Here is a 24456-nt window from a genome sequence, read left to right on the forward strand (position 1 = left end):
CTAGTACTGATGAGAATCTGAGTAACGACTTGCAGTGATACCCTGTGATGACACCATATATTTAATGATCACTATGTATCCTATATTTAGCGTAGCAATAACAGTATAGAACGATTTTTTGACCTCACTTTCTATTTGAAACGTGACGGTCATAAAATTCATTATTTATCTGTATTGCTAGACGATGGCATATTATTACGTCTTCTACTCTATAAGTTACTTGTAGAGCAGATGGTCGTTAATATCAGTACAGTAGACGTTGATTTAGATTTTTAGTTGGGTTTTACCACTACCATATCAATATTACTGTTTATGCCTATGTCTCAATAACTTATTCATGGCCTTACCTATGTTTAATATAATTTTTACCCTATTTTTGTAGCGAGCTTTGCTAACGAATTGTGTAATTCGTATCTTTGATTGTGCAGCGTTTAAGTCTTTTTAAATCGACGCTAGCGGATAGGTTGAACCCCATCTTCATATTAGCTATTTGTATCAATAACCAATACAAATAACATTGATAATGGTGGCTTTTATATTTAAGCAAGGTGATATTCACTTTTCCTATTGAGGAGTGAACAGCACTTAAAATGTAAATTTAGCGAATGCTAGCGATATAAGCATTCGTTAATGACTCATTTTACGGTAAGCAGGATGGCTAAAATTAGGAGACATGCATGCAACGTATTACTTATCGTGTCAAAGTATCCGCGCAAGGTGCCAAACGCCGTATTTCTTATTTACTGCATCCTGCTAGACGCTTGCTTAACACCAGAAGTAACCTCGTTCCATCTACTCGTTTTGCCAAGTCTAAGAAATTTATACAAGTATCCGGCATTGCATTACTATCCCTACCCGCTGAGAGTCTCACGACCATGAGCGACCCTGTGCCAGCCTATGATCATGTGATGCTAGAACAGACATTGACTATTGCAGCCGTGCCTGGTGATAGCACCTACTTTGCCACCGATGGCTTCCAACATGGCTTCGGCTATGATTTGTTGCGTAGCTATGCTGATCAGCTTGGGGTAACTATTGACCTAAAAGCCTACGCTAGCGAGGAAGCAGCACTAAGAGCGCTACAATCAGGTAATGCTGATATGGCACTAACCACTGCTAGCACCCAACTAAAAAGTCAATTTGGCCTACCCTCAGTAAATTTAAGCTGTGGTTATGACACCAGCTTGACTAAAAATGGCTTACATCCCAGAGTCAGCTGGACGTTCAACCAAGCAAATGACCCACTGTCAAAAAAAGCCAGCTATTTCTTATGTAACGGCATTAAGCTAGAAGAAACTCAAAAGTTAGCGGCGTTCTACAATCAAAACTTACTCAAAGATGCCTACAGTCAGCAGCATTTTAAAAAGACTATGACTGAAAAACTTCCTGATTATCAGTCTTCTTTTAAAGAGCAAGCGCAATACTACAATCATGATTGGGAATTATTGGTAGCAATGGGTTATCAAGAGTCGCATCTCGATGCCAATGCTGTATCGCCTACAGGAGTGCGCGGTATCATGATGCTCACCAATAATACCGCTAAGGCAATGGGGGTCTCTAACCGTGTTGATCCCGGCCAAAGTATTAGTGGCGGTGCACGTTATTTAGAGCAGATGAAGTCCGACTTTGCAGATGTGCCAAAAACTGACCGCATTTGGTTCGCACTCGCCGGCTATAACATGGGGCCGAATGCAGTTAAGGGTATTCAACGCAAGCTTAGAGCAGACGGGATTGATGATAAGAGCTGGGCAAATATTTATGCCTATCTATCAGAAAATGAGGCGTCAAATAGTCGTTTTGGTCAGGTTATGGACTATGTCAGTAATATTAGAAGTTATCTTGAAACCATGAAAACCGAGATGGTTTAATAGACTCTTTCAAGTAAAAAACTTCAGACAAAAAAGCTGCTCTTTGATAAGAGCAGCTTTTTTTGTGGGATAAGGACAAGTTTAAATCATCAGTTAAAGTAATGGCTATAAAACAGCTATTAGCGGTTCGGTACGGTCAGACGCTGGCCACGCTGTAACATAGTATCGGCTGCAATCTTGTTCATATCAGCCAGCTCTTGGGTTGAAACCCCATATTTACGTGCTAGACCGATCAAGCTATCGCCTGAACCTACAGTATAACTGACCGTGACTTTTGGCACTTTAATCGTTTGCCCGCGCTGTAGCTGTGCATTAGGCGCTAGATTATTAGTCGCAGCTAAGTCTTCTACTGAAACCCCTAGACTGCGCGCTAAAGCGATTAAGCCGTCACCTGACTGCACTTTATAGTTTTCTGTATTACTAAGCTTCTTGCCACTGCTGTTGGTCGCGGTACTGCTACTGCTACTGTTGCTACTGCTGCTAGCTGAAACATTCGCGCTACTACCACTTACAGGAATAATGATGGTACGGCCAAGTATCAAGTTGGACGTATTGCTCAAACCGTTGGCTGATGCCAGGTCGCTCAAACCAATATTATATCGATTGGCCACGCCTGTTAAGCTATCGCCTGACTGCACTTTGTAGCTGGTTGGCTGGTTGTTTAATTGACGGCTTACTTCTATCTTAGAAACGGGAACTTTAATCGTCTGACCACGTTGTAAACGCGCGTTAGCGTCAAAGCTGCTGTTGACAGCAGCCACTTGCCCCGCACTAACACCGATACTATTGGCAATACCAATTAAAGTATCCCCTGATTTTACTTTATAGTTACTAGTAGGCGTTGAACTGCTGGCACTGGCACTACTACTATTATTACTGCTACTGCTAGGAGCTGTGAAATCTACGCTGGTAGGTACTTTGAGCGTTTGACCCACATATAACGAATCGGTCGTGCCAAGGCTATTGAGACTGGCTAAAGCATCCGTTGAAATATTGAATTGACGTGCTAGTGCAATTAGGCCGTCACCAGATTTTACCTTGTAGTTCTTAGTCGCGGCGGTCGACTTACGGCTAGGTTTTGAAGACGGAGCGGCAGGGGTAACGGCAGGTGCCGTCACTTTACCGGCAATCAACCATAATTTTTGACCTCTTAACAAATCAGCACGGCTACTCAAATTATTGTAGGTTGCCAGCTGGGTCACTGATAAACCAAAGCGATTAGCGGTACCAATAAGAGTATCACCTCCCTGTACCACGTAACTTTCAGGTTGGTTTGCTGTTGTGGCACCAGCACTGCTTAGCGGCTCAATAGTTTTGGCATTGTATAGATATAAGGTACTACCAGATAATAGAGTTGCACTAGCATCTATTTGGTTCCACTCCGTGATATCACGCCAGCTAACACCAGCTCGGCTGGCTATATTAGATAGGGTGTCGCCACGTTTTACCGAATAGGTAGTCCGTGTGCCTTGTGGTTTTGGTTTGCTTGCTGAATTTTTAGCGAAACTAAGCGTTTTCTCTTTACCGCTGGCTTCTAGGATAGACTGCTGCGTCTGAATTGCAGATAGCTTAATATTACCATCGATGGCGCTAATCACGTTGGTTTCAGGGGTTTGTGACTGAATTTGTTGTACGATGAAGTCGCGCTCTTGTTTGCTTAGTGGTGGCTCTTGAACAATGGTGTTATTTTGAGTAATCATTGCTGAAGTCGTTGGTAAGCTATTGCTATTTTTTAGCTCAGCGTTAATCTTATTGGTCTCTTTACTAGTCAGTGGTGGTTCAGTACGGACAGACGCGTTACTACTATAGACCGAGCTGTTGTTAGGCGTGCTGGTTGGGGTAATGTAACTGGTCGTCTGCTGAGGCACACTAGCACTGGCAGCATAATCAGCTAGGCCGCTACCCGTAGTAGGCAATGATGAGCTGCTATAAGGCTTGCTATTGTAGCTAGGAGTCGTTGGGCTTGAATAGCTTGGCGCCGCCGTATTGCTGTTGCTTGAAGCAATAACATTACTGGTGCCATTACCTCTCAATGCGCTTAGCTTGGCATCAACCGTCAAGTTAACGTCATTAGGGATGATGACCCGCTGTGGACCTGATGAGTCAATACGTGATGAAGTTAGAGCTGTATTAAGCTTTTCTAGCTCGTCGTAACTGACCCCTGTCAATTGCGACACTTCAGATAAGCTCACGCCATAGTTGGCCGGCACACTACGAAAATGCTGACGGTTGGCAATCGCTGGCAGATAAACCCCATATTGCTCAGGTTGAGCAACAATTTCAGCAACGGCTAAAAAGCGCGGAACATAATTCATGGTTTCAGTCGGTAGCCTGAGTGACCAGTAATCAGTTGGCAATCCTTGAGCCGCATTGGCATCGATAGCTTTTTGAACACGACCAGGGCCGGCATTATAAGCGGCTAAAGCCAGCTCCCAGCTGCCAAACTGATTGTGTAATGCGGTCAAGAAGTCGTATGCTGCGCGGGTGGACTCGATAACGTCACGGCGACCGTCATAGCTGCTACTTTGGTTCAAACCGTAAATACGGCCCGTGCTTGGAATAAATTGCCATAAACCTGCCGCAGCAGCACTACTCGTGCCACTAGGGTCATACGAGCTCTCAATAACGGGTAACAAGGCCAACTCAGTAGGGATATTGCGACGTTCCGCTTCACGTACGGTATGGTATAGGTAACGGCTGGCACGCGCAGTCAAACGGTTTAGATAATCCTGACGGCTGGTAAACCAGCTTTTTTGTCCTTCAATACGCTGATTATAAACCGCTTTACTACCATTCATTTGATAGCCAGCCCGCAAGCGACTCCACAAGTCTCCGTATTGCTGGATGGCAAGTCTATTGTCTTCAACCATGGTCATATCACTGGCTTCTAATAAATCTGCCAGCTCATCTAAGCTATCAGCATCTAAATACGCAGTTGAATAGTCAGCGCTAGTGATTGGTTTTACCGCAGTAGCAGGGCGCTTAGTGACCACGGGCACGCTATTGGTTGCACCAGTACTTTTCACTGTTGAGGTATTACTACAAGCACTGAGGAGCAGAGCTGACACCGCAAGCGTCAGTGGCAAAGCGATAAATGAGCGAGAAGTTGATGACACAGTAGACATGATAATAGGAGCTTCCTAACAACAAGAATAGATGGAAATAAAATTAATTGACAGTATAGTATGCAACGTAAAGCAAAGACCAGTGTAATATAAAAGATAATAGACAAAACGTAAGCGATTGTCTTAAGGCTTAAAACTAACACTATAAATGCTGGCTATATAAACCGGAGTACTAGAAAGACTAGTCGGTTGGAGTAATGCTACTAGGGCGTATCCTTCTTGTCTTTTATTATTCACTCGTTATCTTTTATTATTCACTCGTTGTTTTTTATTATTCAATAGTCACTTGCGATACTGCACGTAACAGTACTGCATTACCAGTTGGTGAGGTCAGCGTCACTCGTGAGGTCGTCACAAATGAAACATTTCTCCCCTCTTTTACCCAGCTTTCGTTTGTCGTTACATTGGCTTTGGCCTGCACTCCAGTAATGACAATGTTATCGATAGTGATGTCGTAGCGATAGTTCGACGTTTGATTCCAGCTATTTTGCAATAACTTTAAGTAGGCATCTTTGTCTAAGCTAGTAGACTTGCCTTTTCTTGATAATGAAATAAGCGCATCATCAGAAACTAAGCTTGCCACTTGGCTAATATTTTGGCTGTTGGCCGCTGACTTCATAGCCGTTGCATAGCTTTGTACCGCGCCTTGGGTCATCGGTGCCGCTTGAGCACTGATGCTGGCGGTACTTGCTATCGCCACTACAGCGGTCGCGCTAGCAGACTTAATAAACAGAGCCAACAGCCCTTTTTCCCATAGTCGTTTCATCATATTCCTTAGTCGAATAGGCCTTAGCGAGATCATACTCGTAATTGTAGTTAATCAAGGATTTTCTTTTATTTGAGATTTGATTGACGTTACTGGTGTTCAAATGACGCTTTTTTAAATTGCTTAGAGATCTATTTATTTTTTAGTCGAGTAGTTTTGATTAATGCTTGTAATTAGTATTTGCACAAGCGACGGTGTTTGTACCATGATTCTGAGTGCCTATATATTGCTGATTGACTATATTTTAATGTCTATGCCAGCATACTGCAGCGCTAGAAATTAATTTGTTACAATTTAGAGCTTCAGACTATCATCAAATCCTCACAGCTGTGTGACGGCATGTGTCGTTCTTGCATATATTATGAGGTAAATATCATTGGCAACAGCCAGCGTTTCATCTTCTACTGGCCACTGCTTTTGTTGTCTCACTCATAATAATACTATTGTTAGATTAGGTTTGAGTGAAGCTCTAGTTGGTGCGGTCGCTTTGGAGTTTGACCTCAAAGTTTAGTTTAAGTATTACCATTATCATATTCTTCGTCGTCACTAAGCTTCATACCTAGACGCTCTACGCGCCTATCCATCATTTGCCGTGCCAACGCCTGCATGTCCTCTACGCGGTCTATTTCATCGACAATTTCAAGACCTAACAAGGTTTCAAGCACATCCTCTAAGGTAACCAGCCCTTTTACTTCACCGTACTCGCCAACGGTAACAGCGATATGAATCCGATTTTTTAGCATCAAGTCTAATAAATCAAACAGCTTCATTTTTGAGAATACATAAGTAATCTCCCGCTGAAACTGAATCAGTGGCTTATGCATAGCATGATTGACCTTCGCTAATAGCATATCGGTTTTTAATACAAAGCCCGTGATATTATCGAGATCGCCATCATAAATTGGCAATCGCGAAAAGGTTAATTTGGGTCGATCTGCCATCACATCAGCGATAGTCTTGGTCTGCTCAAACGCCAGCATTACAGAGCGTGGGGTCATAATATCTTCAACCTTAATCGCGCCAAACGCTAATAAGTTACGAATAATGCGCGCCTCTAGCGGATCGATGTGTCCTGCTTCCTCACCGATACTGGCCAAGGCAGAAAACTCACGGCGACTAAAGACATCAGCTTCTTTACCGCGCACCAAGAATTTAGTCAGGCGCTCAGACAACCAGATGATAGGATATAAAAGAATAATAATACCGCGTACAAAATAGGTCACCAAACCGCTCAATTGCCGCCAATACATTGTCCCTAGTGTTTTTGGGATAATCTCTGAGAATATCAAAATGGCAAAAGTCATAACCGCAGAGAACACCCCAAACCAAGCACTACCGAAGACGATAGTTGCCTGCGCACCTGCACCAATAGAGCCTAAGGTGTGAGCCATGGTATTCAAGGTCAAAATAGCGGCTAGCGACTGATCGATATTATCGACTTTTAGGCGTTTTAGCATATTCGCTTTTTTGGGATTATTTTCCTGGACGTCAGCGATATATGACGGGGTCATGGTCAGTAATGCGGCTTCTGCCAATGAGCAGATAAATGAAATCCCAATGGCGATCAAAACGAACAACAACAGGAATAATACGTTAGCTGTCGTCGGCTCTGCTAGAGTTTCAACTGCCAGTGCAGGATGAGGCAACATCATCAATAATATTGCCAACAGTAAAGTTGCAGATACTCCTATAACGCCAAAACGGGCGTGATATCGCATCGCCGGGGGAGGTTTAGCAGACGCTTCTTTACGATAAGCGCGTGGACGACACAAACGTGGTGTAAACAAAAAAGTGGGGAACAAGTTGGGTAACCTAAACAAAGAGAGAAAACGAAAAAGGATAAAATACGGGACAAGCAATTACTTTACATACAATAAAAAAACTACTATCTAATATAATAATGTTATTGGATATCACTAAGCAATTTTTGTTAAATTTAACAGTAATAAGTGCAGCAATTTGATATTAGCATTGATACTAAGGTTTAACAATAATTTGTCATGCTATCTACTTTTTTTGAGTAAAACAATCTACTATAGAAAGATAGTAGCAAAGTGAGTATGGCTACTAACATTATTGCAGTCTATCACCATAATCAGTGCCTTTCATTAGTGCCTTTGATATCAATGTACAAATCTAATAGCTGTCTGCTAAGGTGTTTTTACATAGTGATCTTATTGCTTTTAGCCACCCAAAAGGATTGTCCTGATAGGTATCGGCTGATAGTATGCCGGTCTGTCAAGAAAAATACGCTCATCCCATGATTAACAGTTACCAAGTATGGGATTTTTTGTTACTATGCGTCTAATTTTATTATTGTCTATTATTCATTGAGAGAGATATGGAACAATTTGGTCAAATCTTATTACCAGTAGCATTTTTTGCCATTTTTTACTTTTTGGTGATCCGTCCACAATCTAAACGTACTAAAGAACATCGCGCGATGGTCAGTTCTTTGACGGTTGGCAGTGAAGTAATCTTTGCCGGCGGTTTGATGGGTCGTATCAAAGACCTTGAAGAGGTCTATGCTGTTGTTAGCTTAAACAATAATACCGATGTTAAGGTACAGCGCGCGTCTGTGATTTCAGTATTGCCTAAAGGCACTATTGAGAGCGTATAAGTAACCGCGATAATGACTTATGGTCGTTATTAATGATTATGATTGCAGTTGTTGATAGTAATAATTGATCACGATCAGATTTGATTGCTATCAGACTGCTATTAAAATCGTTGTATTTATCTATTATCATCGTATTTATAAAAATGACCGTTCATTGTTTACGGTCATTTTCCGCTGTTAGTCAGTCAAATAAAGCGGCAGCACAGCCGGACAAGCTTCAAATAGCAGACTTATCGCTATACATTGTGACCTTAGAAATAGCCTAATTTATCGTTTTAAAGGCTGTATAACCTTTAATAAAATGTTTAAAGATAAATTAAATAGTTATATTGGGAAGCGATATCGCTTTACACCCTATAGTATTTTATACGCTACCGTTCTACGCTCTATTATCATAGCGGATGGTCGCGATGGTGGACAATTGCAAATGATAAAGGTGCCAAATGCCAAACATGGCAGTTACCCATTGCAATCGCTAACATTCCATCTGCTGACTTGTGGCCTGTGTCGCCAGTACTTTATCAACTTAAAGAAGTGATTATGCAATATCCCGCTTGGAAATACGTACTCATTGCCATCGTGCTGGTCGTTGCCGGTCTGTATGCTGCACCCAACCTCTATCCTGATGAGCCTGCGGTGCAGGTTACCAGTGCAGCGGCAGGTACTCAGCTGTCTGAAGATCTCTTGATCCGGTCACAAACCTTACTACAAGAGGCTGGTGTGGACTCTCATGACGGCACTTTTGAGGGCAATAGTGCGCTAGTACGTCTCGATAACCCAGTAGCTCAGCTCAAAGCACAAGAAGTGTTGAGGCAGAACTTGGGTGACGATTATGTAGTGGCGCTTAGCTTAGCGCAGACTACACCGCAGTGGCTGCGTGATATTGGTGCTAAACCGATGAAGCTAGGTCTTGATCTACGCGGTGGCGTACGCTTCGTACTTGAAGTGGATATGAATAAAGCACTTGAGCAGCGTTTGACGAGTGCCAGTCGCGATGTGCGTCGTGACCTACGTGCTGAGCGTGTCGTTATTAAGGGCATTAAAACGGAAGCTCAAGGTATCGTGCTGCATTTTGCTGATACTGACAGTCGTAACCGCGCTCAAAATATCTTGCAAGGATCAGCGGGTAATGATTTCAACCTACAATCCTCTATTGATAACCAAGGCCCTGCCCTGATTATGTCGTATAACGATGCGACCTTAGATGAAATTAATAGCTACGCAGTCAACCAAAACTTGAACACTCTACGTAACCGAATTAGTGAACTTGGCGTTGCAGAAGCGTTGGTGCAGTCACAAGGTTCTAATCGTATCGTTGTTGAGCTGCCTGGTGTGCAGGATACTGCTGAGGCCAAGCGAGTACTTGGTCGTACCGCAAACCTTGAGTTTCGAATGGTCGCCCAAGACAGCGAAAACTTCATGGGTGGTATTCCACCTGCTGGTACTGAAGCCTTCCCGTTTAGAACGCTTGATGGTCCACCAGTATTGTTAGATCGCCAAGCTATTGTCACCGGTGACAAGGTCACTAATGCTCAGTCTAGCCTTGATGAAAGTGGTCGTCCTGAAGTAAATATTACCTTGGACAGCGCGGGCGGTAAACTGATGCAAAATGCCACGCGTACCGCAGTTGGTGAGCAAATGGCAGTATTGTTCATTGAAAATAAGCAAAAAATCACCTATGAGGAAGACCCCGCTACTGGTGAGACTATTGAAATACGTACACCTTATGCTGAAACTAAAGTCATTAACCGTGCCAACATTCAAGCGGTACTCGGTTCGTCATTCCGTATCACTGGCTTAGACAGCAATGCTGAATCCGCTGAGCTGGCATTATTACTACGTTCAGGGGCACTGGCAGCTCCAATGTATTTCGTTGAAGAACGTACGATTGGTCCGTCACTGGGCCAAGAGAATATTGATAAAGGCTTGTTTTCAACTCAAGTCGGCTATCTATTAGTATTCGCCTTTATGATTGTCTTTTATCGTCTGTTTGGTTTGATTGCCAACGTCGCATTAGCGATTAACGTCATTATCATAATGGCGATTATGTCTATTATAGGCTCATCGCTGACGCTACCTGGTATCGCCGGTATTGTATTGACCATTGGTATGGCGGTAGATGCCAACGTACTCATATTTGAACGTATACGTGAAGAGCTGGCAAATGGGGTCCGACCCAAATCTGCTATTACGGCAGGTTTTGATCGAGCCTTTAGTAGTGTTTTCGATGCTAACATCACTACATTATTAGTGGCCTTTATTCTATTTGCTATCGGCACCGGCCCTATTAAGGGCTTTGCAATTACTTTAGCAATCGGTATTGTCAGCTCGTTATTTACAGCGCTTTTAGTCACACGCGCGCTGGTACAAATTGCTTACGGTAAGCGTAAATCTATCAAACGTTTGAGCATCGGTTAGGAGAAAACTATGGCGATTGAACAGAAAAATCCCCCAAGAAAAGAAAATACGCCAACTTCTACTGGTTCAGGTGGTGGCTCAGACGGTAACCCGAAAGACCCAAATGATAAAACCAATCGCCGCCGTAATAAACCACGCCGCGACGGTAAAGGCAGCAACAACCAGACCAAAGGCTCAACTAAGCAAGCATCACTAAGCAAAAAAGATAAGGCTCGCCGCAGTGGTCAAGGCAGTCAAGCGCTAACAACCCAAATGCCCGATTCTGAGGTCGATCTAGACCCTAATGAGTCGATGAATAACGCGGCTGATGATGCGGCGGCAAAAGCGGAAGGTGGTATTAAAGCCATTGGCAATCAGCGCATTATTCCTTTTATGAACATAGAAAAGCCAATGGCTATTCTATCTATTTTGCTAATAATCGGTAGTATTATTGCCATCGCCGTTAATGGTCTTAATTTAGGTCTTGATTTTACTGGTGGGGTATCTACAGATGTGCGCTACGAGCAACCTGCTGAGCAAACTGAAGTGGTTAAAGCCTTAGCAGATAATGGCTTTGACAATGCTGTCGTACAGTATCTCGGTACGCGCCAAGAGCTATTAGTGCGCTTGCCACCGCAATCGGATAATATTAATGGGCTTAATCTTTCACTCGGCAAAGCCTTAAATTTACCCAACAACAAAGCTGAAATTAGTAATGTTAATATTATTGGTAGCCAAGTCGGTAACGAAGTATACTTAAACTCAGTGATGGCCGTGGCCTTAGCACTCGTCTCTATGCTGGGCTATGTTGCTCTGCGCTTCCAATTTAAGCTAGCGGTGGGTGCAGTAGCAGCCTTGTTCCATGATGCCATTGTAACAGTTGGAGTGTTTGCCCTGTTCGGCTTCCCATTCGACTTAACAGTTTTGGCGGCCGTACTCGCGCTCATCGGTTATTCATTGAACGATACTATCGTGGTCTATGACCGCATCCGTGAAAACTTTCGCCGTGTGCGTGGTGTAACCCCCCGCCAAACCATCGACTTGTCATTAACGGAAACCTTGCGTCGTACCATTATGACTATCTCAACAGTGATGTTGGTAGTGTTGGCTATGATGTTCTTAGGTGGTGATGGCTTATATTGGTTCGCTGTGGCCCTGTTTATTGGTCTGATCGCAGGTACTTACTCGTCAATCTATATTTCAAGCTCTATCCCCTTAGCTATGGGGCTGTCACGTGACGATTTTGTTGTGAAGGTTAAGCCTGAGTTTGAAGAAGAGATTGTTACTTTTAATGACCCAAAAATGTTCGAACAAGACTAATATTTTAAGATTAATGTTTCAAAACTAATGTTTCAAAGCTAACATGCCAAGATAAGCATTTCACGAAGAAGTTGCTTCGAGTGGCTATAAAAAAGTGTAAAACAAAAGCACCTAACCCAATAGGTGCTTTTGTTTTTATACTATTTTTACTTTATAAGTTGTATGCTTTATAAGTCTTATATTTTGTTAAGCTTTAACCATCAAGCTATCTTCCCTGTAACCACATGATGTAGTAGCAGGCATATTCCCTATGTTTCCGCATAAGCGACTGTTTTATGTCTTCTACTACGCCGCTGAGTACCCTGCCACCGATTGATACTCGCTACACGCGCATTATCGCTATTGCCTTGCCGGTGTTATTGGCTAATTTAGCCATGCCACTACAAAGCGTTATTGACACCGCAATTGTGGGCAATATGAATGATACTGCCAAGTTGGCTGGTATGGGTTTGGCAATACAGCTATTGTCTTTATTGTTGGTTAGCTTTAACTTTTTGCAATACGCTTCATCCGGTCTGTCCGCACAAGCACTAGGGCAACTTGCTAATCATGATCAGGCATCGACGAGCAGTACTGCAAGTGATAAGCCGCAGATGCAATCACCCCTACTGTCTATTTTACAGCGGGCATTGCTATTGGCTTTTATCATCGGTGGAATACTACTACTGGCAAAACCGTGGCTCATTGATTTTGGTTTACAGGCGTTATCAGCCAACCCTGAAAGCGGCGTTGCTGCAAAGACCTATCTAGATGTACGGTTTTGGGGCGTGATAGCTGAGCTAATGAACTTTGCATTTATTGGCTGGTTTGCCGGACAAGGCAAGACCCGTTATATGCTCTATCAACAGGGGTTTATTGCGCTACTTAATATTATCCTAACCGTATTTTTTGTCTACGGTATGCAAATGGGCCTGGTAGGCGTGGCATTAGGAACGGCTATTGCCTTCTGGTTGGGGGTTGTATTGGCGTTATGGCTGAGTCGTCGTCACTTACAATTGTCTTGGCAAGCGTTCTTTACTGCGGATCCACAGCATTTCGCCAAAGAAAAAATGCTGAGGCTATTCTCACTTAATAAAGATATTTTTATTCGCACATTAATATTGACCTTAAGCTTTGCTTGGATAACCCGTTTGTCCGCTCAAAGTGGCGATTTGATACTGGCGGCCAACGCCATTTTATTACAGGTATTAAGCATTTCAGCCTTTGCCCTCGATGGTGTGGCAGTATCAGCAGAGACCTTAAGTGGTCAGGCAGCAGGACGCCGTGATTGGGCGCGTTTTCGTATTATTGTCAAGCGCACTGGTGTGGTCAGCTACGGCCTTGCTTTAATGCTGAGCGCCATATGGTGGCTGGTAATGCCCACCTACTTACAGCTGATGACTAATATTGAGCCAGTATTTACCTTGGCTTATGAGTATCATATTTACGCGATACTGCTACCCCTAGTTGGGGTCGGGGCTTACTGGCTCGATGGAATATTTTTTGGTTTAACTGCAGGAAGTATAATCCGTAACGCCGCTCTAATATTAGCCGTGGTCTTTTTCCCACTCAGTTGGCTACTATACCAGCAATGGGCTATGACCGGCATTTGGCTCAGTGTCTGGTGCTTATTACTGCTACGATTCATTATTCTGAGTGGTTTTTTATACCGGGCGCACCTTACTGGTAGCTACGAAAAGCTACGGCCTAGTTTATGAAGCCTGTCCTAATTAAATAACCTGACTTCAAGCACTAGTGTTATCGAGCCAGTAAAATCACTATTCATTTAAAAAATAGTACTCTCATAAATGCAGACGAGTTAGACAACCAAGATAGACAATTTAGGACCTCATGTGACCACTCAATCTAAGCAACTACCGCAACCGACCTACCAGTGGGCTGCGGGCTTCAAAAAAAGCATTCCGGTAGCAATGGGCTATTTACCGGCAGGGATCGCCTTTGGGGTACTCGCACAAGTCGCTGGTGTGCCAATATGGGCGACTATCATGCTCAGCGTCGTATTATATGCGGGTGCTGCTCAATATGCTTGCTTGCCTATGCTAAGTGCTGGATTACCGATTGGTAGTATCGCTACTAATATCGCTGCTATTAATTTACGTCATGTGTTTTATGGCGTACCCTTGTTGCAATACTTGCCAACCAACAAGCTTGCCAAAACCTATTGTTTATTCGCGCTCACTGATGAGACCTTTTCGGTCATGACCAGTTTACCTACTGAAACACGGCAAGCGCTAATACTGCCGGTGAGTTTATTCAACCAAAGTTGGTGGGTATTGGCAAGCGCCCTTGGCGTAATGATAGGTAGTACCCTCAATGATCTCGTACCAAACTTAGATTTTGCCTTGATTTGTCTGTTTGTAATTTTAGCTTATGAGCAGTTCCAAAATATCAAACGTTATTTCCCCATTGGTATTGCTGTTATTGGTTTGGTTATTGCCTCGCTATTTACTAATAATTGGTTATTGCTGGTCGCTATTGCGGTTTGCATGGTGCTGATTTTGATGCGTGCATTTTGGATACAGCAGACCGTAACAGGAGACTCTAATGACCAGTAGCTACCTGATTGCCGCCACCTTTGCGATGGCAGGAGTCACCTTCATCACCCGTGCTATTCCAGCCTTGATACCACAAAAAATGCTCGATAAGCCCTGGTTACATCGTCTTAACGAGAGTTTACCGCTATCGGTTTTGGTATTATTAATTTTAACCAGCCTTGCCTATCAAGATTTATCGCTAACCACCGGTTTAAGTAGTACGGAGCTGCATTTATTATTGGCGCAAATGGGTGCCTTGCTGTTGGTATTATTCATTTACCATGTCAGTCGTCAGCTACTAGTCAGCATGGTGGTTGGTATTGCCGCTATTAATGGGCTGCTTTGGTTATTTAGTTATGTCTTGTAAAGGGGCTATGTAAAAAGGCTATGTAAAAATATTTTGTCATAGAATAATCGCAAAAAAAGGCTAAATTCCCTAGAGAATTCAGCCTTTTTTATTTAACTTTTTATTGAATTTTTTTTATTTAAAGTCAGCTTATTTTTGGGCGGGCTACTACATTTCTTCTACACCAGTCATATCAACAGGCGTGTCAGCAACGATTTGCATGCCTTTTTTGCCGGTTTTAGCGGCTTCGCTACGCAGCTGTTGTAAGTGGTCAAGGTACGCTTCATTGATTTGACCAGTAATATAACAGCCATTAAATACCGCACAATCAAAACCTTCAACCTTACTGTGCTTGGTGTCTTTTACCGCATCAATTAGGTCGTCCAGATCTTGAAAAATCAAGCGGTCAGCACCGATAATCTTGCGCACTTCATCCACGCTATGACCTGAAGCAATCAGCTCACTGCGTACTGGCATATCAATACCGTATACATTGGGATATTTTACTGGCGGCGCAGCGCTGGCAAAAAATACCTTTTTAGCACCTGCATCCCTTGCCATCTGGATGATTTCGTGACAGGTGGTACCGCGCACGATAGAGTCATCAACCAATAGTACATTCTTACCTTTAAACTCTAATGGTACTGGGCTGAGTTTTTGACGCACTGATTTCTTACGTTGCTGTTGACCAGGCATGATAAAGGTACGGCCAATATAGCGGTTCTTCATAAAGCCTTCGCGGTACTTGATGTTCATCTGTAGCGCTAACTCCATCGCTGAAGTGCGCGAAGTATCTGGAATCGGTATGACCACATCAATATCGTGATCCTCACCCCACTCTCTAAGGATTTTTTGGCCCAGTTTTTCGCCCATACGTAGACGTGATTTGTAGACTGAAATGTTATCCATAATCGAGTCTGGACGGGCAAAATAAACATACTCAAAAATACACGGCGTATATTCTTGTTGCTCTACACATTGATGGGTATGCAACTGGTGATTGAGGTCAATAAAGATTGCTTCACCTGGTTTGACATCACGAATAATGCTAAAGCCTGAGCCGGTAAGCGCCACTGACTCTGAGGCCACCATATATTCGGTGCCGCCATTTTTTGCGAGACGTTCACCAAAGATTAAAGGACGAATACCGTTCGGGTCACGAAATGCCAGCAAACCATGACCAGTAATCAATGCCACTACCCCATAAGCCCCTTCACAGCGGCTATAAACTGCTTTTACTGCTTCAAAAATATCGTCAGGGGTTGGATGAGTTTTATCAAGGTTCTGCATTTCATGTGCCAGAACGTTCAATAACACTTCAGAGTCTGAATCGGTATTTAAATGACGGCGATCATCTTGATATAATGATTTTGCCAAGCTCTCAGCATTAGTCAAATTACCATTGTGGGCCAAGGTAATACCGTAAGGTGAGTTGACATAAAAAGGTTGGGCCTCAGCACTGCTAGACGTGCCAGCAGTAGGATAGCGAACGTGACCGATACCAAACTGACCCACCAAACGCTGCATGTGGTGGTTCATAAAGACATCACGTACCATGCCATTTTCTTTACGTAAGTATAAGCGCCCATCTTGTAAAGTCACAATACCCGCAGCATCTTGCCCGCGGTGTTGTAACATAGTTAAGGCATCATAAAGAATTTGATTGACTGGCTCATGAGCTGCAACCCCAACGACTCCACACATAGTTATATCCTATTTTTAGCCACATATTAGTAACACAATAACAGCACGATTGCTGGCAGTAAGAGCTGGCAGACAAACGGCTTTGATTATTTTGCTTGCTGAAATTAGATTGTCATTAAAAACAATTAATTGATGATCTATGAATGATGCTTTATGACTACTAAGTTATTAATGTTGAAAATTAAGTTATTAATGTTAAAAATCATTAGCATTATTAGTCATTAGTATTAAAAATTATTAGTATTAATAATCGTTAGCATTAAAAGTTATGAGCGCTAGATGAGGCTTGTCAGCCATTTATCAAGACTTATGATTGGTTAATTTGATCCCAAGCAACGCCTAGCACATCTGAGGCCAAAGTCTTGGCCATAGGCGCGTATGGCAGTAACTCTGGTGCTAATACTGAGGTTTGCCATTGCGGCATTTGTACCAATAACGGCGCACTCACACTAAGCACTACTAAGACGATAAGAATATTTTTGGCCGCGCCAAGTACGCCGCCAGCCATTTTGTCTACCACGCCCAGCCGTAACGTTTTAAGCACCCCTGAAAATACAAATCCTACCAGATGCATGATCGCCAAGATGACTATGACCACTAATAAGAATGCCATGGCCATCTGCAAGACCGAGCTTTGCACAAATCCTGACAACTGTGGTGCAATAGCACTGGCCAACCGAGTAGCGGCAACCAAAGCAATAAACCATCCTATTAGACCGAATGCCGTTTTGACCAAGCCCACTTGAAAACCGCGCCATAAGCCAATTAAAACAATAAAGGCAATCACAATATCTAAACCACTCATGTTTACCGCCCTATTGTCCTATTAACTTGCTTTAGCTTTTATGACTCGAGCCTTACTTTTTTATCCTTCCATCGCATCATAGTAGCCGCCAATCCCTTGAATGCAAGATTGCACTAGACCTGGACCTCGATAAATAAGACCAGTATATAACTGCACCATATCGGCACCCGCTTTGATTTTTTTCACCGCTTTTTCGCCGCTATCGATACCACCAACCCCAATTAAAGTGACTTTATCATCCAATTGATCAGAGAATTGTTGTAATATTTGGGTGCTAATGTGGCTAACCGGACGGCCTGATAAACCACCAGCTTGATCGCCATCGGTTAGATCTTCGACCCCGACTCGGCTTAGAGTAGTATTGGTAGCAATCAAGCCATCAATTTCAAAATCTAACAGCTGTTGCGAGATATAATCGACCTGTAATGGATCTAGATCCGGGGCGACTTTGAGTACGATTGGCACATAAAAACCATACTCGGTTGCCAACTGATTATGACGGTTTTTAATAGTGTCTAGTAGATACGTTAATGCTTCGCCACTTTGCAAGTCACGCAAGTTTTTAGTATTGGGTGATGAGATATTAACCGTAATATAAGAAGCATGCGGATACACGCGTTCAAGACAGTAAACATAATCGTCTGCGGCATTTTCGACTGGCGTACTGGCATTTTTACCAATATTAATGCCGATGTTGCCTTTATATTTGCAGCGTTTGACGTTTTCGATCAGATAGTCGACGCCCTGATTATTAAAGCCCATACGGTTAATAATCGCATCCGCTTGTTTGAGCCTAAATAAACGTGGTTTGTCATTGCCAGTTTGCGGCTGCGGGGTGACCGTGCCCACTTCGATAAAGCCGAAACCCAATTCGGCCAACGCATCAATATAATCGCCATCTTTGTCCAAACCTGCTGCCAGGCCAACTGGATTAGCAAATTGTAAACCCATACAATCTATCGGCTGCATTTGCTGGCCATAGACCAGCCCTAACGCTCGAGCTTTATGTGCCTTAGCCAACAAAGATAAGGTCATGTCATGAGCATGCTCAGGGTCCATCTTAAACAAAAACGGGCGAAGTAAGGCGTAGGACATAATGACAATAAACCCTAATTGAATAAAAACGATGAGTGGAACTAAATGAGATAAATCCAGCGCTGCGATTATATCAGTTTAGCGGAAGTAAGACCAAAGTTTCCTGTGCTGGCAGCCACAAACAAATGCTGAACCAATAAGCCTTTAACGAGTAAACACTTAGTAAAGCTAGCCAGCTTTACGGCACAGGGCGATTATCCGTTAGCGCAATCCAACCACGTACAATGCGGTATAAGTGCCAAATAAAAGTGAATCCTATAATGAGCACACCCAGTACGGTCAGTAAAATCGATCCAATGGCGATATTACCGCTGTCGGCCATGATGCTGACCCCTAGACCGCCTAAGGCGAATACCAGTAACATACCACCAAGTGCAAATAGAACAATACTATACCAAAAGGTTTTGATCTGCCAATCAAAATGAGTTGCCAACCAGGTTCTATCGGCATCATGACGCTTGGCATAATTCATGACAATAGGCACAATCCACAGTAGCCCAGCGGTAAAATAGCTCAATACGTATAACAAATAAGTCACATGGTTATAGGTGATTAGAGCGCGTTGTTTGTTATCACTCATCATGCCCCCCTGTTGTTGCCGTGCCAGCTCTTGATTAGGCTGGTAGCTAGAAGATATATAGTCATTAACGATGTCAGGATCAGCGGTCTTAGTCTGACGATGCAAACTCTCATCAGAATGAGGCTCAGAAGAACGGTTCATAATAATTATCCATAACTAGCAATAGCCACTACTATCAAAGTGGCAACGTACACTAGCGTAACCACTACATATTAACGTAACTGCTAGGCATTCCATTGTGGTGAATCAGGATTATTTCAAGAGGCTAATGTCAAAATACAGATTTATAGCATCAGTGTTGAGACATGCAGTGCCAACACCTAAAAGATAACCTATGGTTGGGCTCAAGTCATTACATTAGATAACGCTAAGAACTGACTATAGCTTGTACTTGAACAAACTTAGTAGCTGGGTCTTGCTCCATCGATAGTTGGGTAAATTGCCAGCCTTGCTGTTCAAGCTTGCCAAGTGCCGCGCTTACTACTGCTTGACTGGCATTGGAGAAGCTCAGTTGTACCGCATCACCAGCAGCGACCACTTGCGCATTATCGATACCAGAGGCATTTAATAGCGAGCTGATACTGCTGGCTGGTGGTGCATCACCACTTTGAGTATTGGCAGCGCTCAAAGCATTACTATCAATATTACCAGCTTGCGCGCGTAGCCAGAAATAATCGGCGACTTGTTCTTGGTAATCCGCCTTACTGTCTATTGCCGCTTGGCGCATGCTATAACCACCGTAGCCACCTACGAACAACAGTAAAAATACTATTAACACACCCAAGGCCAGCTGGTCACGAGGAGACAGTACCTGCCAGCGCAACCTCAATAGGTTTTGGTAGTGATTTATATGCCCTGACAAGGCGCTATCTGTCGATGGACTAGGTTTGGCACGACGTTGTAATATTTTCATTACCTGACCTTGGTTGCTCGTATTACTCACTCAATAACAATCATTAATAGGTTTCAAAACTCTGAGTCATTAACCATCATTAATGGACTAATGAATAGCTGAATAATAAACGAATACTGCAAATAAACGGTGAGTACGTTAAAGCTTTTTTAAGACTCAGCAGCCTGAGTCGGTACTAAACCATCTTCCATCAAATTTACGGTTATTTGGCCGCTAAACTGACCTTGCCCATTGCTATTTACTCGCTCCAAATTGGCATTCAAACCTTGTGACATCAGCGTACTGGCAAACTGATCAAGACTATCACGATTCGGTGCAATTAACGTAAAGCTAAGCGCATTTGGCTCCATAACTAACGACTGCGCCCGTAAGGACGACTGTTTGATCAATGGTGATACTCGCGCCAAGATCGCCATGTGCGATGCGGGAGCTTGACTGTCACTACGTAATTTTGGTTGTACTTGTGCTTGCAATTTTGTGCGGGTGCTCAGGGCTTCATTTGGGAACCAAGACTGATACTGCGCAGCAACCTCGATTTTGGTGGCAACCGCAGCTTCACTATAGCGATACCATTGGACACCATCAGTCGCAATTTGTAGGACTAATGCCGATAATGCCACCATCATAGCAACGCGTAAATAAGGCGATAACTGTGAGTCTGACGACTTAACAAAAAAGTTAAGCGCGTGACGCTCAGGGTTTTCGATCGGCGTGGGCGTGGCTGCTAAGCTAGTCAATAGCAGCTTACTGTCGATAATGAGTGCGGCAGTTTCTGTGGCTATATTTGCTGTGCCAGATGGGTGCATAGAGCTGTCAATTGGGGCTAACACACAAACATCACTTAACTGTGGCAGCCGCTCAAAAATCAATGGCAGATAACTGACTGCCAAACCTTGGTGCGACGACTGTCGCAGGATGGTGGTATGTTCATCTTGGTATAACACCACTTGTTGCCCAGCGCCCTCTTCGGGAATAGGCAACAATAAAAAATCAGGCAGTAACGCTTGAACCGTTAAACCTGCCAGGGTGGCACTTTGCTGCCACGTTTCGATATCACTTTGCGCAAGTGCGTATAAATAATGGCTATTGGCATAGCTGATCTGCCGCACCGCCAGTTGTTCGACTGGAGCGAGTGAGGTTTCTTCAAACAAGTATTGTTTGCCCGTCGTACCTAACTGCTTAAGCTGAGTAGAGCTCAGCTCAGTACTTACTTGTAACAGATGACTTGAAGGAAAGTATAGGCACAACGTTTTGTGACTATTGGTTTTATAGCTGCTATAGACATCATGTAACTGCTGCCAGCTGTCAACCGACTGCCACTGTTTTGTATCCGCATGCCACACAGCCAGCGGACTATTTTGTGCTCTTAACCAAACGTGTAACACTAAACGCGTCCTTGCTCATCGAACTGTGGGTAAAAGCGAAATATATAAACAAGTTTTATAATATTTTCTGTTACAGCGGTTATCAATATTACTCAGTATTGAGGATGAACTACCGACCACCTATAGAGGTGGCGGTTTCTTAGGTAATACCCATACTTGTTAAATTAAATGATAACACTACAGCTAGTACTAACGTGGTTGAGTGGGAACAAAGCGATCAATTTCATTAGCCATACCAGCCATTACAAATTCCATCTCAAACACCCGCGCCTCTGCTAAAGAAAATGCTTCAGGATTATTATTAGTTAGTAGGCCCGCAAGATTAGCCACGATGGACATATGACATACTATCACCAAACACTCTGCCTCGATATTCGCCAGTGCTGTTAGAGCCGTTTTTGCATCATCAGCAGGAGTGATATTGTCTTGCACCGTTACTGGCACTGTGGGCGCGCACGTTTGCAATTGCGCTAGAGTCTGCTGCGCTCTATGGTAAGGACTAACGACGAAATAATCAGGCGCATAATGTTCAATAATATAATCTGCTGTTTGCACTGCTTGTTGTTGTCCATAATCAGTCAGTTGGCGCGCGCTATCTGGTCGGGTCTCGTCTTCTGCTTGACCATGACGCATCAATATAATCTTCATAACGTTCCTTGGCTTAAGTTTTAATTAAAACCTTAATTTCTATTGTTTTTATCATTCTCAGTCTTTATTTTCATCAGCAGCACTTTTATCAGCAGCATTGTTATCAGAGTCATCTTCAAGCAAGTTATTACTTGCGGCTTGCATTTTCGCGGTGAGCGACTCATTGCTGTGGTCATGAGCCATCACAAATTCGACGTCACTACGAAAGCCTGCTTCCATCAAGTGTAAAGCCACGCCAAGCGCTGCTTTATCTTCATAAATAACCGCGTATAAAGCATGGGTAATGGGCATATAAATACCCTCTTTAACGGCTTTTTCGTGCACCTGTTGGATCGTATTTACCCCTTCAGCCGTTTGACCCAGCTTTTTTACGGCAGCATCAATACTCATACCGCGACCCAGCATATTACCAATACGGTAGTTACGGCTTAGCTCAGAGCTACAAGTAGCATATAAGTCGCCAACCCCAGATAAGCCTAAAAAGGTCAAAGGATTAGCGCCCGTTTCGACACCGAAGCGGCTCATCTCTGCTAAGGCACGCGTTAATAACATTGCTTTGGTGTTTTCGCCAACCTCGTAGGCCGCTGCCATGCCCATTGCAATGGCATAAATATTTTTGAGGGTGCCTCCCAACTCAACACCACGAATATCATCACTGGCAAAGACTCGAAAAAACGCACTATGTAATGCCGCTTGTACCGCATGGCGTAGGGGCTCAGAGTCACTAGCAATCACGGTTGCAGACGGCATGTTTTTCATAATTTCTATTGCTAAATTTGGTCCTGACATAACGCCAAAATTAACCTCAGGTAACTCGTCTTTAATGATATCGCTCATGAAGGCGAAAGTATCTTTTTCCATACCTTTGGTCAACGATACGATTGATTGCCCGGTAATAAAGGGCGCAATATTCTTTAGGGTTTCGCGAAAAGCTAAGCTGGGTACCGCGAGGAAAATAATGTCTTTATCTTTGACTGTCGCTTCTAAATCATGACTGTACTTAAGACGGTCATCAAGTTTGTGACCAGGCAGATATTTTTTATTCATCTGCAGTTTTGCCATAGATTTGACCGTACGTTTATTACGCACCCATAGCGTGGTGTCACAACCGTTACGCGCCGCTAAGTTTGCCATCGCCGTGCCAAAACTGCCACCACCCAAGAACGCCAAGCGCAATTTGGTAGAATTATTATGAATTTGCGACATTTTTTCAGCTACAGCGGCCTCCACTGCACTGGGATTCAGCTTTTTTCGGCCAAGACCTGACTTGGTAGCACGTTCAATAATACTTGCCAGTAGCCTGTTTTGTTTTTCAACAGCGCTATTGTCAATACTATGGTCTGTGTCTTTAGCATTATTATCGGTTGAGCTAGTCATAATCATTTATCCGTGTTGGCCGACTTATATGGTTTATCGCTATTATTTATAGCGCTAGTATGGCACATCTATACTGAGGCTAACTTGCTTAATAAATGGTTAGGTTAGGGCGTGTATTTACCAGGCTCAGCGTTGTTTACGACTCAAAGCGTAGTAGTGGCTCAATATCTATCGGTTTACGTACAGGTTTATCACAAGGACTGGTACCAGTATAAACAAAAGCCGTGACATAATCATCTGCCGCAACGCCAAAGTATTCTTTTACTGCAGGCTCGTTACACAGCAGGCCCGTGCGCCATACAGTACTGAATCCTTGGGCTTTTAAAGCTAAAATAAGATTTTGTATCGCCGCGCCTGCACTCAGCATTTGTTCAAAAAACGGCACTTTTTTGTGGTCTTGCATCTGAGTAACGACCGTAATGATAACGGGTGCTCGTAGCGGCATATTGTAGGTTTTTTGCTGAGTTTTCTCAGACAGTACCTCCCCTTCTCTAGCCGCTTTTGCCTCAGCGGCAGCAAGGAAGGCGTGTCCCAGTTGGTGGCGCGCATTGCCTTCGGTGATAATGAATCGCCATGGCTGTAGTTTTTTATGATCAGGTGCCGTCGCCGCACATTCGATTGCGGCTTCAATTTGGGTATGAGTGGGCGCAGGAATACTTAAATTACCAATACTGCGTCTTGATTTAATCCAATTAATCAGCTGTTCGTCAGTGACTTGTGCATTATCCACTGTTTTATCTTCAGTATGCGCCGATTCATTATTTCTCTGTATTTCATTGTCATCGAGCATGCTCATAATTCATCCTTATTTGTTATTATCGTTAGATATTAATACATAGCATGTGTTTTATTATCATTACTCTTAATGGTATATCCACTACTACACAACCTTGCCTACAGTTTCTGCAAATAACGGCTGCAAGAAACTGTAGGCAAAATTGAGCGTCCTGCACTATCGTATGTTTATAACCAG

General features: G+C 43.4%; 19 protein-coding genes. 7 read left to right on the forward strand and 12 right to left on the reverse strand.

The features are described from left to right. Window positions 1-677 precede the first annotated feature (677 nt). Window positions 678-1868 (forward strand): transglycosylase SLT domain-containing protein, encoded by a 1191-nt coding sequence (locus H4W00_RS09905; protein ID WP_209957779.1) that lies wholly within the window; start codon window positions 678-680, stop codon window positions 1866-1868. A 119-nt stretch (window positions 1869-1987) separates the two neighbouring features. Here the strand turns inward: H4W00_RS09905 and H4W00_RS09910 are convergent, their stop codons facing one another. The 3 genes from H4W00_RS09910 to H4W00_RS09920 form a co-directional block, all read right to left on the reverse strand. Next, window positions 1988-4993, reverse strand: coding sequence for a LysM peptidoglycan-binding domain-containing protein (locus H4W00_RS09910; RefSeq protein WP_209957780.1), 3006 nt, complete (start codon window positions 4991-4993; stop codon window positions 1988-1990). Between the two features lie 271 nt (window positions 4994-5264). Further along, on the reverse strand, window positions 5265-5759 hold the full coding sequence (locus tag H4W00_RS09915; protein ID WP_209957781.1) for a hypothetical protein: 495 nt from the start codon (window positions 5757-5759) through the stop codon (window positions 5265-5267). 512 nt (window positions 5760-6271) lie between these two features. Next, entirely contained in the window at window positions 6272-7477 is a 1206-nt protein-coding gene (locus H4W00_RS09920) for a CNNM domain-containing protein (RefSeq protein ID WP_442793114.1), read from the reverse strand. 623 nt (window positions 7478-8100) lie between these two features. Here H4W00_RS09920 and yajC point away from each other — a divergent pair. The 6 genes from yajC (at window position 8101) to H4W00_RS09950 (ending at window position 14997) form a co-directional block, all read left to right on the forward strand. Then, window positions 8101-8379 carry a preprotein translocase subunit YajC gene (gene yajC, locus H4W00_RS09925; RefSeq protein WP_209957782.1) on the forward strand — a complete coding sequence of 93 codons (279 nt, stop codon included), beginning with the start codon at window positions 8101-8103 and terminating at the stop codon, window positions 8377-8379. Between the two features lie 540 nt (window positions 8380-8919). Then, window positions 8920-10797 carry a protein translocase subunit SecD gene (secD, locus tag H4W00_RS09930; RefSeq protein WP_209957784.1) on the forward strand — a complete coding sequence of 626 codons (1878 nt, stop codon included), beginning with the start codon at window positions 8920-8922 and terminating at the stop codon, window positions 10795-10797. A gap of 291 nt (window positions 10798-11088) precedes the next feature. After that, window positions 11089-12096, forward strand: coding sequence for a protein translocase subunit SecF (gene secF, locus H4W00_RS09935; RefSeq protein ID WP_442793113.1), 1008 nt, complete (start codon window positions 11089-11091; stop codon window positions 12094-12096). A gap of 275 nt (window positions 12097-12371) precedes the next feature. Next, the gene (locus H4W00_RS09940; RefSeq protein ID WP_209957788.1) at window positions 12372-13793 is read left to right on the forward strand and encodes an MATE family efflux transporter; all 1422 of its coding nucleotides are present in this window, start codon (window positions 12372-12374) and stop codon (window positions 13791-13793) included. Window positions 13794-13928: 135 nt separating this feature from the next. Then, on the forward strand, window positions 13929-14651 hold the full coding sequence (locus H4W00_RS09945) for an AzlC family ABC transporter permease (RefSeq protein WP_327193137.1): 723 nt from the start codon (window positions 13929-13931) through the stop codon (window positions 14649-14651). Beyond that, complete coding sequence (locus H4W00_RS09950; protein WP_209957790.1) at window positions 14641-14997, forward strand: AzlD domain-containing protein; 357 nt, start codon at window positions 14641-14643, stop codon at window positions 14995-14997. The genes H4W00_RS09945 and H4W00_RS09950 overlap by 11 nt, the downstream gene beginning before the upstream one ends. Before the next feature lie 147 nt (window positions 14998-15144). Here H4W00_RS09950 and purF read toward each other — a convergent pair whose 3' ends face one another. The 9 genes from purF to H4W00_RS09995 form a co-directional block, all read right to left on the reverse strand. Further along, window positions 15145-16680 (reverse strand): amidophosphoribosyltransferase, encoded by a 1536-nt coding sequence (purF, locus tag H4W00_RS09955; protein ID WP_209957793.1) that lies wholly within the window; start codon window positions 16678-16680, stop codon window positions 15145-15147. 307 nt (window positions 16681-16987) lie between these two features. Then, a complete protein-coding gene (locus tag H4W00_RS09960; RefSeq protein WP_209957795.1) occupies window positions 16988-17485 on the reverse strand; it encodes a CvpA family protein in 498 nt (165 codons plus the stop codon). Between the two features lie 60 nt (window positions 17486-17545). Beyond that, complete coding sequence (locus H4W00_RS09965; protein WP_209957798.1) at window positions 17546-18580, reverse strand: quinone-dependent dihydroorotate dehydrogenase; 1035 nt, start codon at window positions 18578-18580, stop codon at window positions 17546-17548. A gap of 178 nt (window positions 18581-18758) precedes the next feature. Beyond that, complete coding sequence (locus H4W00_RS09970) at window positions 18759-19301, reverse strand: DUF4870 family protein (RefSeq protein ID WP_334684941.1); 543 nt, start codon at window positions 19299-19301, stop codon at window positions 18759-18761. 226 nt (window positions 19302-19527) lie between these two features. Further along, window positions 19528-20073 carry a type II secretion system protein GspM gene (gene gspM / locus H4W00_RS09975; protein WP_209957800.1) on the reverse strand — a complete coding sequence of 182 codons (546 nt, stop codon included), beginning with the start codon at window positions 20071-20073 and terminating at the stop codon, window positions 19528-19530. Window positions 20074-20222: 149 nt separating this feature from the next. Next, on the reverse strand, window positions 20223-21458 hold the full coding sequence (gspL, locus tag H4W00_RS09980) for a type II secretion system protein GspL (RefSeq protein ID WP_209957802.1): 1236 nt from the start codon (window positions 21456-21458) through the stop codon (window positions 20223-20225). 189 nt (window positions 21459-21647) lie between these two features. After that, window positions 21648-22106 carry a phosphohistidine phosphatase SixA gene (sixA, locus tag H4W00_RS09985; protein ID WP_209957805.1) on the reverse strand — a complete coding sequence of 153 codons (459 nt, stop codon included), beginning with the start codon at window positions 22104-22106 and terminating at the stop codon, window positions 21648-21650. A gap of 57 nt (window positions 22107-22163) precedes the next feature. Then, complete coding sequence (locus tag H4W00_RS09990; protein ID WP_209957807.1) at window positions 22164-23483, reverse strand: NAD(P)H-dependent glycerol-3-phosphate dehydrogenase; 1320 nt, start codon at window positions 23481-23483, stop codon at window positions 22164-22166. Window positions 23484-23619: 136 nt separating this feature from the next. Further along, the gene (locus H4W00_RS09995) at window positions 23620-24273 is read right to left on the reverse strand and encodes a nitroreductase family protein (RefSeq protein WP_442966468.1); all 654 of its coding nucleotides are present in this window, start codon (window positions 24271-24273) and stop codon (window positions 23620-23622) included. Window positions 24274-24456: the final 183 nt, after the last annotated feature.

The sequence above is a fragment of the Psychrobacter sp. PL19 genome (assembly GCF_017875835.1).
Lineage (GTDB): Bacteria > Pseudomonadota > Gammaproteobacteria > Pseudomonadales > Moraxellaceae > Psychrobacter.

Bases quoted from the DNA above. Each gene is read 5' to 3' on its own strand.
- H4W00_RS09905 (WP_209957779.1), top strand. From the start codon at position 678: ATGCAACGTATTACTTATCGTGTCAAAGTATCCGCGCAAGGTGCCAAA.
- H4W00_RS09910 (WP_209957780.1), bottom strand. From the start codon at position 4,993: ATGTCTACTGTGTCATCAACTTCTCGCTCATTTATCGCTTTGCCACTG.
- H4W00_RS09915 (WP_209957781.1), bottom strand. From the start codon at position 5,759: ATGAAACGACTATGGGAAAAAGGGCTGTTGGCTCTGTTTATTAAGTCT.
- H4W00_RS09920 (WP_442793114.1), bottom strand. From the start codon at position 7,477: ATGCGATATCACGCCCGTTTTGGCGTTATAGGAGTATCTGCAACTTTA.
- yajC (WP_209957782.1), top strand. From the start codon at position 8,101: ATGGAACAATTTGGTCAAATCTTATTACCAGTAGCATTTTTTGCCATT.
- secD (WP_209957784.1), top strand. From the start codon at position 8,920: ATGCAATATCCCGCTTGGAAATACGTACTCATTGCCATCGTGCTGGTC.
- secF (WP_442793113.1), top strand. From the start codon at position 11,089: ATGAATAACGCGGCTGATGATGCGGCGGCAAAAGCGGAAGGTGGTATT.
- H4W00_RS09940 (WP_209957788.1), top strand. From the start codon at position 12,372: ATGTCTTCTACTACGCCGCTGAGTACCCTGCCACCGATTGATACTCGC.
- H4W00_RS09950 (WP_209957790.1), top strand. From the start codon at position 14,641: ATGACCAGTAGCTACCTGATTGCCGCCACCTTTGCGATGGCAGGAGTC.
- purF (WP_209957793.1), bottom strand. From the start codon at position 16,680: ATGTGTGGAGTCGTTGGGGTTGCAGCTCATGAGCCAGTCAATCAAATT.
- H4W00_RS09960 (WP_209957795.1), bottom strand. From the start codon at position 17,485: ATGAGTGGTTTAGATATTGTGATTGCCTTTATTGTTTTAATTGGCTTA.
- H4W00_RS09965 (WP_209957798.1), bottom strand. From the start codon at position 18,580: ATGTCCTACGCCTTACTTCGCCCGTTTTTGTTTAAGATGGACCCTGAG.
- H4W00_RS09970 (WP_334684941.1), bottom strand. From the start codon at position 19,301: ATGAACCGTTCTTCTGAGCCTCATTCTGATGAGAGTTTGCATCGTCAG.
- gspM (WP_209957800.1), bottom strand. From the start codon at position 20,073: ATGAAAATATTACAACGTCGTGCCAAACCTAGTCCATCGACAGATAGC.
- sixA (WP_209957805.1), bottom strand. From the start codon at position 22,106: ATGAAGATTATATTGATGCGTCATGGTCAAGCAGAAGACGAGACCCGA.
- H4W00_RS09990 (WP_209957807.1), bottom strand. From the start codon at position 23,483: ATGACTAGCTCAACCGATAATAATGCTAAAGACACAGACCATAGTATT.
- H4W00_RS09995 (WP_442966468.1), bottom strand. From the start codon at position 24,273: ATGCTCGATGACAATGAAATACAGAGAAATAATGAATCGGCGCATACT.